Annotated in this window: 11 protein-coding genes; 4 read left to right on the forward strand and 7 right to left on the reverse strand. The window is 64.2% G+C overall.

Features of this window, described 5'->3' with window-relative positions; all coding sequences use genetic code 11:
* The coding region (locus ACK4OE_RS09235) for a hypothetical protein (protein ID WP_409884496.1) at positions 1-784 on the forward strand (784 nt) is incomplete at its 5' end.
* 136 nt (positions 785-920) lie between these two features.
* Here the strand turns inward: ACK4OE_RS09235 and chrA are convergent.
* On the reverse strand, positions 921-2,294 hold the full coding sequence (gene chrA / locus ACK4OE_RS09240) for a chromate efflux transporter (protein WP_409884498.1): 1,374 nt from the start codon (positions 2,292-2,294) through the stop codon (positions 921-923).
* Between the two features lie 298 nt (positions 2,295-2,592).
* Here chrA and ACK4OE_RS09245 point away from each other — a divergent pair, with 298 nt between their 5' ends.
* Positions 2,593-4,551: a propionate--CoA ligase gene (locus tag ACK4OE_RS09245; protein WP_409884501.1), complete on the forward strand. Its 1,959-nt coding sequence runs from the start codon at positions 2,593-2,595 to the stop codon at positions 4,549-4,551.
* Between the two features lie 65 nt (positions 4,552-4,616).
* On the opposite strand, the gene ACK4OE_RS09250 is transcribed toward ACK4OE_RS09245, so the two are convergent.
* Positions 4,617-5,015: a hypothetical protein gene (locus ACK4OE_RS09250; RefSeq protein ID WP_409884503.1), complete on the reverse strand. Its 399-nt coding sequence runs from the start codon at positions 5,013-5,015 to the stop codon at positions 4,617-4,619.
* 144 nt (positions 5,016-5,159) lie between these two features.
* Here ACK4OE_RS09250 and ACK4OE_RS09255 point away from each other — a divergent pair, with 144 nt between their 5' ends.
* Complete coding sequence (locus ACK4OE_RS09255; protein WP_409884504.1) at positions 5,160-6,044, forward strand: LysR family transcriptional regulator; 885 nt, start codon at positions 5,160-5,162, stop codon at positions 6,042-6,044.
* 17 nt (positions 6,045-6,061) lie between these two features.
* Here ACK4OE_RS09255 and ACK4OE_RS09260 read toward each other — a convergent pair whose 3' ends face one another.
* Together ACK4OE_RS09260 and ACK4OE_RS09265 are read right to left on the reverse strand one after the other, a co-directional pair.
* Positions 6,062-6,463: a TerB family tellurite resistance protein gene (locus ACK4OE_RS09260; protein ID WP_409884505.1), complete on the reverse strand. Its 402-nt coding sequence runs from the start codon at positions 6,461-6,463 to the stop codon at positions 6,062-6,064.
* Positions 6,464-6,674: 211 nt separating this feature from the next.
* Entirely contained in the window at positions 6,675-6,857 is a 183-nt protein-coding gene (locus tag ACK4OE_RS09265; RefSeq protein ID WP_409884507.1) for a hypothetical protein, read from the reverse strand.
* Between the two features lie 208 nt (positions 6,858-7,065).
* Between ACK4OE_RS09265 and ACK4OE_RS09270 the strand changes: the two genes are divergently transcribed.
* A complete protein-coding gene (locus ACK4OE_RS09270) occupies positions 7,066-7,398 on the forward strand; it encodes an HPF/RaiA family ribosome-associated protein (protein ID WP_409884508.1) in 333 nt (110 codons plus the stop codon).
* 281 nt (positions 7,399-7,679) lie between these two features.
* On the opposite strand, the gene ACK4OE_RS09275 is transcribed toward ACK4OE_RS09270, so the two are convergent.
* The 3 genes from ACK4OE_RS09275 to ACK4OE_RS09285 form a co-directional block, all read right to left on the reverse strand.
* Entirely contained in the window at positions 7,680-11,456 is a 3,777-nt protein-coding gene (locus tag ACK4OE_RS09275; RefSeq protein ID WP_409884509.1) for an EAL domain-containing protein, read from the reverse strand.
* 193 nt (positions 11,457-11,649) lie between these two features.
* A complete protein-coding gene (locus ACK4OE_RS09280; RefSeq protein ID WP_409884511.1) occupies positions 11,650-12,576 on the reverse strand; it encodes a DMT family transporter in 927 nt (308 codons plus the stop codon).
* The gene (locus tag ACK4OE_RS09285; protein ID WP_409884512.1) at positions 12,573-13,127 is read right to left on the reverse strand and encodes a methylated-DNA--[protein]-cysteine S-methyltransferase; all 555 of its coding nucleotides are present in this window, start codon (positions 13,125-13,127) and stop codon (positions 12,573-12,575) included. The genes ACK4OE_RS09280 and ACK4OE_RS09285 overlap by 4 nt, the downstream gene beginning before the upstream one ends.
* Positions 13,128-13,179: the final 52 nt, after the last annotated feature.

Below are 13,179 nucleotides of genomic sequence, written 5' to 3' on the forward strand. Positions count from 1 at the left end.
GCTGCACCTGCGCGATGCGCTGGGCACACATATGCACCTGCACGAAGGGGCGGATTGCTTCATCCTGTCGCCGCTGGAACCGTCGGTGGCGCGCGCCACCGCGCGCTATGTGACCACCACACGTCAGCGCATCGACCGGCTGCTGGCGGGCATGGCGCATTTCCCTGTGGCAGAAAAAAGCATCCTGCTGGTGCTGGAAGATGAGGACACCTACTACCACTACGTGGCGCAGTTCTATGGCGAGGACGGCGAGTTTGCACGCAGCGGCGGCATGTTTATCCATTTTGGGTGCCCGCATTTTGTGGTCGTGGCAGCCGACCTGGCCGCCATCGAGCCGGTGATTGCCCACGAGATGACGCACAACGCGCTGGCCCACCTGCACCTGCCGACCTGGCTGGATGAGGGCTTGGCCGTGAACACCGAGCGCCGCCTGAAGGGCGCGCCACCGGCGCAGCACACCGCTGCGCAGTTGCACTATCTGCACCAGCGCTTCTGGACGCCCGAGCGCATGCAGGAGTTCTGGGCGGGCACGTCGTTTCAGCGCACCGATGACGGCAATCTGCTGTCGTACGAGCTGGCGCGCATTCTGGTGGACCACATGGCGCGGGACTGGGCTGCGTTCACTGCGTTTGTGACGTCCGCCCAGCGCAGCGATGCCGGGGCGAAGGCGGCGGCCGACGTGCTGGCGGTGGACCTGGGGCGCAGTGTGGGCGCGTTGCTCGACATCGACGACAACCATGGGTGGGCGCCAGACCCGGCGCGCTGGGGCAGGGCTGCCGCCTGAGGCATCAGAAGTGGGGGCTACTCGAGCCCACCAGCCAACTTGATGTTTTTGGCGTATAGCGCTTATCCATAAATAGCTGGTAGCTATTAAATAAGTAGCGATTCGACGCCTGGACCGTGCTGGGGCAGGCCGCCGCTCAGGCAAGCCACGATTGCAAAAACGTTAGTGACAGCCCCGCTATCGCGCACATGCCCAGCAGGGTCATTACACCGGTCTTGAAACGAAACAGCCCCACCAGCGCCAAGGCAGCAATCACGGCTGATACGGCATCAAACGCCCCTCCAAAGCCTTGCGGCCACAGCAGGTGGTAGGCAAAAAACAGCGCTAGGTTCAGGATCACGCCCACCACGGCAGCGGTGATGGCCGACAGCGGCGCGGTGAACCCAAGCTTGCCGTGGGTGGCCTCCACCGCCGGACCGCCGGCCAGGATGAAGATGAAGGAGGGCAGAAAGGTCACAAACGTCACGACCGTAGCGGCGGCGGCGGCACCGGCAAACAACGCATCCGGCCCCCACACCTGCTGCAGCCATCCGCCCACAAAGCCGACGAAGGCCACCACCATGATCAGCGGACCGGGCGTGGTCTCGCCCAGCGCCAGCCCATCGATCATCTGGGGGCCGCTGAGCCACTGGTACTGATCTACTGCGCCTTGGTACACATAGGGCAGCACCGCATAGGCGCCGCCAAAGGTGACCAGCGCTGCCTTGGTGAAGAACCAGCCCATCTGCGTGAGCGTGCCCTGCCAGCCTTGCGTGGCCACGAGCACGGCCATGGCCGCCAGCCATAGCGCCAGCCCAGCGGCCAGCACCTTGGTCAGGTGGCTGCGTGAGAAGCGGGCGTGGGCCGGCGTAGGTGTGTCGTCGTCTATCAAAGCCAGGCCGTAGCCTTGGTGGCCGTTGGCATGGCCGCCGCCCAGGACAAACACGGCGGGCCAGCGCTGTGAACCAAAGTAACCGATGAGCCCGGCGGCCAGCACAATGGCCGGGAAGGGCGTGTTGAGCCCAAAGATGGCCACAAACGATGCCGCGGCAATGCCCCACATCCAGCCGTTCTTGAGGGCCCGCGTGCCAATGCGGTGCGCAGCGTGCAGCACCAGCGCCGTCACGGCGGGCTTGATGCCGTAGAAGATGCCCGCCACCACCGGCACGTCGCCAAAACGCAGGTACACCCACGACAGCGCGATCAGGATGAACAGTGAGGGCAGCACAAACAGCGCCCCGGCCACGATGCCGCCCCAGGTGCGGTGCATGAGCCAGCCGATGTAGGTGGCCAGCTGCTGGGCCTCGGGGCCGGGCAGCATCATGCAGTAGTTGAGGGCGTGCAGAAACCGCTTTTCGCTGATCCAGCGGCGGCGCTCTACCAGCTCGGCATGCATGATCGCAATCTGGCCCGCAGGGCCGCCAAAGCTGATGAAACCGAGCTTGAGCCAGAAGAGAAAGGCCTCGCCAAAACTCACGGGGGCCGGGCGTTCCTGAACGGGGATGATGTCTGCTGGGCGTTCGGGCGTCATGGTTTTTTTTGGGGGGGGGTGCCCGGGCAGGCGTGGAGGCAAATCTACGGCAAGGAAAAAGAGCAGAGGCATGCATCGCATCCAGCCCCCTGCATGTTGGCCGCATGCGGTCATATAGATGCATACACAACGGACCTCGAAGTCTATGCTGCGGGCCATGACGAAGAGGTTGCAGCCTGGACGTTTTCAACGGGGCATCTTGCGGTGGCAGCGCCGGGCAGGGCATGTCCAGATGCGCGGGGCGAAGGTGGCTTGTTCTGCTCCCACCATCGCCACGTCAGCTTCCCGCAAGCCCGTTATGAATAATTATGAATTCAAAACCTGCTGTCTTGGCAGGCAGAGAGATGCCGAGGAGACACCCACCATGACCGCATACGCTGATTTCTACCGCCAGTCCATCGACCAGCCCGACGCCTTTTGGGCCGAGCAGGCCCAGTTGATCGAGTGGAAGACCCCGCCTCAGCAGGTCTGCGACTACAGCAACCCACCGTTTGCCAAGTGGTTTGTGGGCGGCACCACCAACCTGTGCCACAACGCGGTAGACCGGCACCTGGCCACGCGCGCCAGCCAGCCAGCGCTGGTGGCCATCTCTACCGAAACGGAGACTGAGCGCAGCTACAGCTTTGCCGAGCTGCACGCCGAGGTGCAGCGCATGGCGGCCGTGTTGCAGGGCCTGGGCGTGAAGAAGGGCGACCGCGTGCTCATCTACATGCCCATGATTGCCGAAGCCGCCTTTGCTATGCTGGCCTGCGTGCGCATTGGTGCGCTGCATTCGGTGGTGTTTGGCGGCTTCGCATCGGGCTCGCTGGCCTCGCGCATTGAAGACGCCGAACCCGTGGCCGTGGTCAGCGCTGATGCCGGGTCGCGCGGCGGCAAGGTGGTGCCCTACAAGCCGCTGCTGGACGAAGCCATTGCGCTCTCCAAACACAAGCCCTCTGCCGTGCTGATGATCAACCGGGGCCTTGCGCCCATGCACCTGCAGCCGGGCCGCGACCACGACTGGACAGCCCTGCGCGAGCAGCATCTGAACACCGTGGTGCCCTGCGAATGGGTCGAATCCACCCACCCCAGCTACACGCTTTACACCAGCGGCACTACTGGCAAGCCCAAGGGCGTGCAGCGCGACACGGGCGGCTACACGGTGGCGCTGGCCGCCAGCATGAAACACATCTTTGATGCGAAACCTGGCGACACCTACTTTGCGACCAGCGACATCGGCTGGGTGGTGGGGCACAGCTACATTGTCTACGGCCCGCTGATTGCGGGCATGACCACCATCATGTACGAGGGCCTGCCCACGCGGCCTGATGCGGGCGTATGGTGGAGCATTGTCGAAAAGTACCAGGTGACCCACATGTTCTCGGCCCCCACGGCGGTGCGGGTGCTCAAGAAGCAGGACGCGAGCTGGCTCAAGAAATACAACGTCAACACGCTCAAGGCCCTGTGGCTGGCGGGTGAACCGCTGGACGAGCCCACGGCCCAGTGGATCAGCGACGCGCTGCAGGTGCCCATCATCGATAACTACTGGCAGACCGAAACCGGCTGGCCCATCCTGACGCTGGCCAATGGTGTGGAGCAGCAGACCACACGCTTTGGCAGCCCCGGCAAGGCCATGTACGGCTACCACGTCAAGCTGATCGACGAAAGCAACGGCGAAGAGCTGACCGGTGCCAACCAGAAGGGCGTGGTCGCCATCGAAGGCCCGCTGCCCCCCGGCTGCATGCAGACCGTGTGGCGCGACGACGCGCGCTTTGTGAACACCTACTGGAAGAGCATCCCCGGCCGCCTGATCTACAGCACTTTTGACTGGGGTATCCGCGATGCGGACGGCTATCACTTCATCCTGGGCCGCACTGACGACGTGATCAACGTGGCAGGCCACCGCCTGGGCACGCGCGAGATCGAGGAGAGCATTGCCTCGCACCCCAACATCGCCGAAGTGGCCGTGGTGGGCGTGGCCGATAGCCTCAAGGGCCAGGTAGCCATGGCCTTTGCCGTGGCGCGCGATGCCTCGGGCCTGACGGACGATGCTGCGCGCCTCAAACTCGAAGGCGAAGTGATGAAGCAGGTGGACAACCAGCTTGGCGCCGTGGCCCGGCCGTCACGCGTCTACTTCGTCACCGTGCTGCCCAAGACCCGCAGCGGCAAACTGCTGCGCCGTGCGCTGCAGGCCGTGGCCGAGCGGCGCGATCCGGGCGACTTGACGACGATGGAAGACCCGGCGGCGTTGCAGCAGGTGAAGGATCTGGTGGGCTGATCGGCTGATCGGCTGCGCTGCCCGCCTTTGTCGAAGTGGGGGCGGCTCGCCGCCCCGAGCGGACCTTACCCGGACAGCTTGGCGGCGCCCATACTGCGCCGGCCCCACAGCGACACGCAGATGTGCACACCCACGCCCAATGCGACCAGCACTGCGCTGCCCAGCCCCCATACCGTCCAGGTCACGACAGTGACGCCCGAAGCCACAGAGGGGGCAGCCTGAAATAGGCCGGCCAGCATGGTCCACGTTTCTGTCAGGCCCACGATCAGTGCCTGAATGGCCTCGACCGGCAAAAACTGCATCAGCCACGCAGGCACGGGAACGGATGAAAGATCTGCCGCTGGGCCGGTGAGCAACGGAGCCTTGGTCACGGCCCAGACCACCACCCCATGAAACGCCCAGGCGGCCAGCGACCACAGCCCGAGCAGCACGGTGACGAGTGTCCAGTTGGCGATGTAAAGCATGTGTTGTTCCTCTTCTTCGAAATAGATCAGATAGTCCAATAGTCAGACTGCGGGTGCGAGAACCCGTAGTCTGGCGAGGGAATGGCGCTGGATAAACCAACCCTGCCCGCAACTAAGATGCGGTTTTCCCGAAGCTGATTCCACATGTTGAATTACCGCCACCTCTACTACTTTTGGGTTGTCATCAAGGAGGGCGGGTTTGCGCGGGCCGCCGAACGCCTGGACATGGCGGTGCAGACCATCAGTGCCCAAGTGCGCGAGCTGGAAAAGCAGCTGGGGCACCAGTTGCTCAAGCCGGCGGGCAGGGGGGTTGCGCCCACGCCAGCTGGGCACGCTGCATTCAAACGTGCCGAGGAAATTTTCACCCTTGGCCAGTCGCTTCCGGACGAGGTCCGCGAGGCCGCCACCGGCCGGGTGGCGCAGTTGTCGGTCGGGCTGTCCGACGGGATCTCGAAGCTGGCCGCGCACGCGCTGCTGGCCCCGGTGCTCGAAACGCCCGATCTGCGGCTGGTGTGTCACGAAGGCGAATTCGAACAACTGCTTGCCGAACTGGCCCTGCACCAGCTCGATATCGTGCTGGCCGGGCAGCCGGCACCGCGCAACCCCAACCTGCGGCTGACCAGTGAGCGGCTGGTGGACTCTGGCGTGCACTGGTACGGACCGGCCAAGCTGGTGGGCAAAGCCCAGCGCGAGGGGTTTCCGCATTCATTGAGCAACCTGCCCGTGTTGTTGCCCACCGGTCACTCTGCACTGCGCATCGCGCTGGACCACTGGTTCGACACCAAGGGGATTCGTCCGCGAATCGTCGGCGAATTTGAAGACAGCGCACTGCTGGCGGTGTTTTCCGCGCGGGGCATGGGCGTTTTTCCGGTGAGTCAGCTCGGCGCTGGTGACGTAGGGCAGATGCGCGGCCTCAGGCTGCTGGGACAGTGCGAAGATGTGCGCGAGGAAATCCACGCCATCCGTTCGCGCCGCGGGCTCCACCACCCGCTGGTCAAGCAAATCATTGCTGCGAGCGAGCAGGCCTGAGAGGCGTTTGCTCCAGTTCAAGGCACTGTGACTGGCTCCGGTGACCAGTGGCGCCAGGCCGATGCCATCACCCGTTCTTCAGCCTCTGCCAGATGGTGGTCTGCCTGTGCGGCGGCAGCGGCAAGGTGCAGCACCTTGTGCTGCAAGGGTTCTGCACTGATGGCAGACATCATGGATGCCAACATCGTTTCATCCAGGTGCGCCGTCATGGAGCGGTTGTGGTGCGCGCCCATCAACAGGTCCTCACAGAGGTCGCGGACTACACGGGCGAATGCCCCGGGGTCCAGCCCGAGTTCCTTTTCCAGCTCCAGATACTGGAGCGTGTCGATCTCCGAGCGGCAAACGTTGCCGTCTGAGATCAGTACCAGAGCCACGATGCGGGCGCCGGCTTCGAGGCTGTTGTGGGGGTAGTTGCGCATGAAGTCCTCCTGTGCAGATGCGGAAGCCGTGGCGTGTACGGAGAGACGGCTAGTGTGGCGTTGCACGCTATCCGGCACTTAAAACCGCGTCTTTTCGGCCGGGGCTGCGTTGCAAATCCTCGCGATACCTACGGGTATCGCTGTGGTTTGCGCCTTGCCCAGACCAAAAATCCATCGGTTTTAAATGTGCCGTCAAGCGTGCAACACCACACTAGTCGTAGTTGCGATAGCGGTTGGTCGGGTGGCCGGCCCGCACCCGCCGTTCGGCCTTGATGGGGATCAGCACAGGCTGCCGTTCAGACCTGGCGGGCGCAGCCAGAAACCGACGGACTTCTTCCAGGATCTGGCGCAGTTTGTCCAGCAGCAAAGTGGTGCGTGTGGGGCGGATTTTCATGGCGGGCTCTTTCGACGGTTGTGTTGCAGACACCGCAATCTAGGGGGTTCATCGTTTCGTAAAAACCTGCTTTAGCCGCAGTTTCACGTAGATAAAACCGATGGGGTGCTTATTCAGTCCCACACGAGGTCTGGCTTCCAAAAAACCTGCTGGTTCCTGAAATGCACCCGCCATAGCCTTGAGGCTCTTTTCAACCAGGAGACATGTCATGCAAGTGCTTTTTAGAACACGTGATCCAGAAGGCTCCAACATGCGCGAACAGGTCGAGCGCCGGGTGCGGTTTGTGTTCCGCCGACTGGGCTGGCAGGTGCCCCGTGCCGAGGTGCAGCTGTCAGACCTTAACGGTCCGCGCGGTGGGCGCGACAAGCGTTGCCAACTTGCAGTCAAAACAGAAGGGCGTGGACTGGTGGTGGTTTCCTCGGTAGCTGGTGACTGGCGCACCGCGCTCGACGAGGCGCTAGCGCGGGCGGTCCGCACGGTATTTCGCAAGATCAAGCGAGCCTCGCCATCCAGGATGCCGCCCGCTGCCAGCCTGCAATGAGGTGCTGCAGGCTGCGGGCGCCGGAACTGGTTGCGATGTGTCGCGCCGCCGTTGGTGCGTAGGGCGATTCACACACGATGCGGCAAGGGCATTGGGCACTTGCCGCAAGCCACACTCATCATGATCTGGTGGGGCTGACGAAATGTTTTGTTTTGGGGCGAGTTGCAGCGCAGCGAGTAGGGCGGCTGCGTTGAGGTCGCAGACTTTGTTTGTCGCAGGCAGATGAGATATGAAAAAGATAGCTTAAAGTCCTTGCGGGAAAAGCGCAAACGTACTTTTCACTAGTGAGGCCGCGTACGCTGCCAGCCTGTCGGCGGCACCCAGCCGTCTGCCCACTCGATGAAATGTTCCGGCGGCATCGGCCGTGCAATGCAGTACCCCTGTGCCTGCATGCAACCCAGCTGTAGCAGCATCTGGCCTTGCTCTACCGTCTCCACCCCCTCCGCAATCACCCGGTAGCCAAACGAGCGGGCCAGGCCGATCACGCCCTGCACGATGGCCAGGTCGCCGGGGTCGCCCATCATGCCGTGCACAAAGCTCTGGTCGATCTTGAGCGTGTCCATCGGCAGGCGCCGCAAGTAGGTCAGCGATGAGTAGCCCGTGCCAAAGTCGTCCAGCGACACGCTGACGCCCAGGGCGCGCAGGTCGGTCAGGGTGCCGGCCACTGCGGTCAGGTCGTACAGGGCGGCGCTTTCGGTGATTTCGATCTCTATGAGGTGTGCGGGCACGCTGGGGTGGCGCGCCAGACACTGGGCCATCCACTCGGCAAAGCCAGCGTGCTGCAGATGCTGGGCGGCAATGTTGACGCTGAGGGGCATCGGCATGCTGCGGTGTTGCAGTTGCTCCAGGATGACCAGGGCGGCCTCGACGACCCATTCGCCAAAGGCGATCTCCAGCTCAGTGCCCTCCAGCAGCGGCAAAAAATCGCCCGGCGACACAATGCCGCGCTCAGGGTGTTGCCAGCGAGACAGCGCTTCTGCGCCCACCACCGTGCCACTGCGCATGTCCACCTTGGGCTGAAGGTACAGCACAAACTGCCTATCGGCCAGTGCATCGCGGATGAAGCGGCCCTGCTCGCGCAGCGTCTGCAGGGCGCGCTCCTGCGCCGCGTCGAACTGGTGAAATCGGTTGCGGCCGGCTTGTTTGGCCGCGTACATGGCCTGGTCAGCGTGGCGCAGCAGGGCGTCGGCGTCGGCGTCGTCCAGCGGAAACAAGGTGTGCCCGATGCTGGCGGTGACGACCACGCGCTCCGTGTCGAGCGTGTAGGGGGCCGAGATGCTTTCCATCACCCGGTGCAGCAGGGCTTCGCAGTCTTCAATCGACTCCAGTCCTGGCATCAGTATCACAAACTCGTCGCCACCCAGGCGGGCGACCGTGTCCAGCGGGCGCAGGGCGCGGGTCAGGCGCCCGGCCACCACCACCAGCAGGCGGTCGCCAGCGCCGTGACCCAGGCGGTCGTTCACGGGCTTGAAGCCGTCCAGGTCCAGGTAGGCCACGCCCAGAAACGTGCCCTTGATACGGGCCTGTGCCATGCTCTCTTGCAGTTTGCGGGCCAGCAGCACGCGGTTGGGCAGGCCGGTGAGGGCGTCGTACAGCGCCAGGCGCTGCAGCAGCACCTCTTGTTCACGCTGGGGGGTCACGTCGATGGCGACACCCAGCATGCGTTCGGGCTGGCCTGCGCTGTCGGTGCTGACGATTTTGCCCAGGTTGCGCACCCAGCGTACATCTTCGCTGGGTTGGTTCACTTTCCAGGTGGCGTCAAAAGGTGTGCCTGGGTGGGTACTGTGGCGGGCCAGCTCGGCACTGATGCGGTCCATGTCGTCGGGGGCGATGGCATGGGTCCACTGGGTGGTTGCGAGCGGGTCGTCTGAAGGCTCCAGCCCCCGCATGGCGCGCCAGCGGCTGTCGCCGGTGACGGTGCCTGTTCGCAGGTTCCAGTCCCACAGGCCCAGCGATGCGGCCGAAATGGTGAGCGAAAGCAATTCTTCGCGTTCGCGCACCCGCAATTCGTTGCGCTTGCGGTCCGTGATGTCGTGTACTGAAAACAGCCAGCAGGGCTCACCGTCGAACTCGGTGGCACGCATGGACTGCAGCACGGTGCGCGGCGGGCCACCGCGCACATTCAGCGTGATCTCGTAGCCGCTGAGGTGGCCACTGCTTTGCACCGCGTCGAGCATCCGTGCCCGGTCTTCGGCACTGAAGATGCCCAGTTCCACCGCCGTGCGGCCAATAGCTTCTTCGCGGGGTATGCCCATCATCTCCACCCACGCGGGGTTGATGGCCACATACCGCCCGTTACTCTGGTGCGACAGGCCCATGGGGTAGGGCATGAGGTGAAAAATTCGTGAAAAGCGGTCTTCTGACTGGCGCAGGCGCTGCTCGGCCCGTTTGGTCTCGTCGATGTCCTGCATCACGCCGCGCACGCGGGTCACGCGGCCGTTTTCGATCACTGGTTCGCCCATGGCGCGCACCCACACCAGCCTGCCATCGGTGTGTTGCACCTCAATCTCCATGCTCCACTCGCGGCGCTCCAGAATGCTCAGGCGGAAGTTGTCGCGCAGCGGCTCGCGGTAGGCCGGCGCCACATGGCGATCGATGTAGTCGTGCGGCAGGGGCGACCCCGGCGCCAGTCCGTGGATGTCAAAACACACATCCGACCAGTAGATGAGGCCTTTGCCACGCTCGTCTTCCCAAGCGCCCAGCCGGGCCAGGCGGCCTGCCTGCTGCAGCAGGCTGTTGAGGGCGCGCAGTTCGTCGCTGGCGCGTTGGGCTTCGGTCATGTCGTGGAAAACGAAAACAAAGCAGTTTTCACCATCCAAAAGCACGGAGCGTGCCGACATCAGCCCAGGGATGCGAATCCCCTTGCTTTGCGCCACCAGCGGCAGGCGGTCTACCTTGCCATGGCGGCGAAACGCCTCCACCAGCCGGGTGCGCTCCTGTTCAGTGGCCCAGATCTTCAGTTCGGTGGAGGTGCGGCCGATGACGTGTTCGCGCTGTATGCCCAACACCTCGCAGAACGCGGGGTTCACGTCGATATAGCGCCCGTCTGAGATGCGGGAAATGCCTGCCGGGTCTGGCAGCGTCTGATAGAAGGTGGTGTATTTGGCTTCAGACGAACGCAGCGCGTCTTCCACCTCCCGGTGGGCCGTGATGTCCACATCCATGCCGATCAGCGCAGTCGGGCGCCCGTCGGCGTCCCGCCGGGCCACGGTGCCGCGCGACAGCAACCAGCGCCATTGGCCGCGGGTGTCCTTCACCCGAAACTCGGCCTCGTAGGTTTCCTCCAGCCCGTCCATGGCGCGGCGCAGTTTGGCGGCGTTGCGCTCTGCGTCCAGCGGGTGGCGCAGGGCGTACCACTGTTGCCACCGATCTGGCGCGTCAGCGTCTGTGTCGGAGATACCGAAAGTCTCGTAGAACGCGCCAAAACAGCGGAATTGGCGGTGGGTCACATCCCATTCCCAGCGCCCGCCGCCGAGCGCGTCAAGCGCCAGGCGCAGGTGCTGTTCCTGAGCCTTGAGGGCTTGCTGGATGTCGGCTCGCGCCAGTTCAGAACGGGCCTTGCTTGTCAGGATGAACCAGCCCACCCCCAGCATGAGCACCCCAGCTCCGTGGTGCCAGGGAAGCGCTACGTCGCCTGTGCTGTCGATGGCCCAGAGGCACCCAGCGACCGCCACGGGCAGGGTCAGCGTCAGACCCGCAAGACGGGCCCAGTCTGGAATGCGTTGTCGCTCTCCGCCCATGCGCCACATCAAGCCCAGCCCAACGGCCACACTGAGCACTGCGATGGCAGGCACTGCGGCCGATGCGCTCGTCCGAAGCACCGCGGCCAAGGCAAAGAGTGCAGCCACGATGGCCGCTTGGCCGCCAAAAAAGAGTGCAATGAAAGCGGCTACCGTGGGGTACGCCACCACCCCCAGCTCCGGGGCGTTCCATTGCAGGGCCTCAAACGCGGCGACCGAAACAACGCCGCCCGCCAACCCCACCCACACCAAAGTGCGGCGCGACGGTTGCAAAAAATCTTTCGGGGGCAGCCAGGACAGCACCAGCAACAGCAACATCAGAGCTGTGCCCGCCAATAGCGTGTTGTTACCCACGACGGCGCCCCTGCGCGGTAGGTGGAGGCGTCGCCGCACCTCGTTGATGCGTGAAGAAGAGGTGGCGGCGCTGCCTTTCGGCCAAAAAACCACTCTCCCTGCCGCTAGCGGACTTGGTCAGATCGCAAAAGCCCGGTGTAGAACCCATCCACAGAGTTTAGGCCCGTTCAGCGAGGACGGCGCGGGCCCTTCGCTCCCGGATAAGTCCCGTTGACAACAACGTGCCGCACACAATGACCAGCGCGCAGCCTACCATCCAGAGCGTGATGTTCTCACCCAGGAACATCGCCCCGTAGAGCACCGCGAACACCGGCGTGATGAAAGTCACCGCTAACGCACGGCTAGGGCCAGCGTTCGCTATCAGGCGGAAGTACAGGATGTACGCAATGCCTGTGCAGAAAACAGCGATGGCGACGATGGCGCCCCAGGCGCGCAGGCCGGGCATTTGCGCAGGCCACAGCAGCACCGTGGGCAGCGCCAGGCCCAGCGTGGCTCCCAGCTGGCTACCCGTGGCCGTGGCCAGCGGCGGAATGCCGGTGAGGTTGCGCCGCGCAAAGCTGGCCGATATGCCGTAAAAGGCCGATGCCAGCAGGCAGGCCGCAATCGCCCAGTGCGCGCTGTCGGTCTTGAACCCCGTGCCCGCAGGCGCACGCCAGGCCAGCAGGGCCACGCCGATAAAACCCAGCGCTAGCCCCACCCAGCGCAGCCGGTTGATGCGATCGCCCAGCCACACCCAGGCCACCAGCGCGCCAAACAGCGGCACTGTGGCGTTCAGGATAGAGGCCAGCCCTGTCTGGATGTGCAGGACCGCCCAGGCAAACAGGGCAAACGGAATGGCCGAGTTGATGACCCCCGCCAGCATGATGGGCCGCCAGTGCTGGCGAAACGCGGGCCAGTGGCCCTGGCGCAGCATGATGGGCCACAGGAACATGGTGGCCAGCGCCACGCGCAGCCCGGCCATGGGCAAGGGGCCAAACTCTGCGGCGCCCAGCCGCATGAAGAGAAACGATGCGCCCCACAAGGCTGCCAGCAGGATGAATTCTCCGATCCAGGTCGATACAGGCTGGGTTCCTGGGCTGTTCATGCATGTCCTTGGGTTTTGATGTGACTGCCGCTGGTGGCGACAAGGTGCGCATTCTCCAGGGTGAGCAAGGCCCTTTTGCGGTCAAGGCCGCCCGCGTACCCCGTGAGGCTGCCGTCCATGCCCACCACGCGGTGGCAGGGCACGACCACGCTCAGTGGGTTGCGGCCCACGGCAGCGCCCAGCGCGCGCACAGCCCGGGGGTTGCCCAGCTGCTGGCTGAGTGCTCCGTAGCTGGTGGTGGCGCCACGGCCAATGGCCAGCAGCGCCCGCCACACGCTTTGCTGAAACGGCGTGCCCCCGGAAAGGTCGATCGGCAAATCAAAGTCTGCGCGTTTTCCCGCCAGGTAATGCTGTATCTGCGCAGCGGCGCTTTGCAGCACGGGGTGATCCGGCGCATCGGGCCAGGCGGCCACGCCGTAGAGCTGGTGCGTAGGCTCGTGCCGCTGGCCCTCGAACCACAGGCCCGAAAGGCCAGCGGGTGACGCTGCCAGACGCACGGGCCCCAGCAAGGTGGTTGTGCGCGTCTGCACGGTGTGGGGGTGGAAGAGCATGGGTACAAGAGGTGAATTTATAGTCAAATTGGCCTCTAGCGCTTGATTGTAA

This window comes from Acidovorax sp. (assembly GCF_046314175.1).
GTDB lineage: Bacteria > Pseudomonadota > Gammaproteobacteria > Burkholderiales > Burkholderiaceae_C > Acidovorax.

Excerpts from the sequence above, each read along its gene's own strand:
- chrA (WP_409884498.1), bottom strand. The coding sequence starts at position 2,294 with ATGACGCCCGAACGCCCAGCAGACATCATCCCCGTTCAGGAACGCCCG.
- ACK4OE_RS09245 (WP_409884501.1), top strand. The coding sequence starts at position 2,593 with ATGAATAATTATGAATTCAAAACCTGCTGTCTTGGCAGGCAGAGAGAT.
- ACK4OE_RS09250 (WP_409884503.1), bottom strand. The coding sequence starts at position 5,015 with ATGCTTTACATCGCCAACTGGACACTCGTCACCGTGCTGCTCGGGCTG.
- ACK4OE_RS09255 (WP_409884504.1), top strand. The coding sequence starts at position 5,160 with ATGTTGAATTACCGCCACCTCTACTACTTTTGGGTTGTCATCAAGGAG.
- ACK4OE_RS09260 (WP_409884505.1), bottom strand. The coding sequence starts at position 6,463 with ATGCGCAACTACCCCCACAACAGCCTCGAAGCCGGCGCCCGCATCGTG.
- ACK4OE_RS09265 (WP_409884507.1), bottom strand. The coding sequence starts at position 6,857 with ATGAAAATCCGCCCCACACGCACCACTTTGCTGCTGGACAAACTGCGC.
- ACK4OE_RS09270 (WP_409884508.1), top strand. The coding sequence starts at position 7,066 with ATGCAAGTGCTTTTTAGAACACGTGATCCAGAAGGCTCCAACATGCGC.
- ACK4OE_RS09275 (WP_409884509.1), bottom strand. The coding sequence starts at position 11,456 with ATGTTGCTGTTGCTGGTGCTGTCCTGGCTGCCCCCGAAAGATTTTTTG.
- ACK4OE_RS09280 (WP_409884511.1), bottom strand. The coding sequence starts at position 12,576 with ATGAACAGCCCAGGAACCCAGCCTGTATCGACCTGGATCGGAGAATTC.
- ACK4OE_RS09285 (WP_409884512.1), bottom strand. The coding sequence starts at position 13,127 with ATGCTCTTCCACCCCCACACCGTGCAGACGCGCACAACCACCTTGCTG.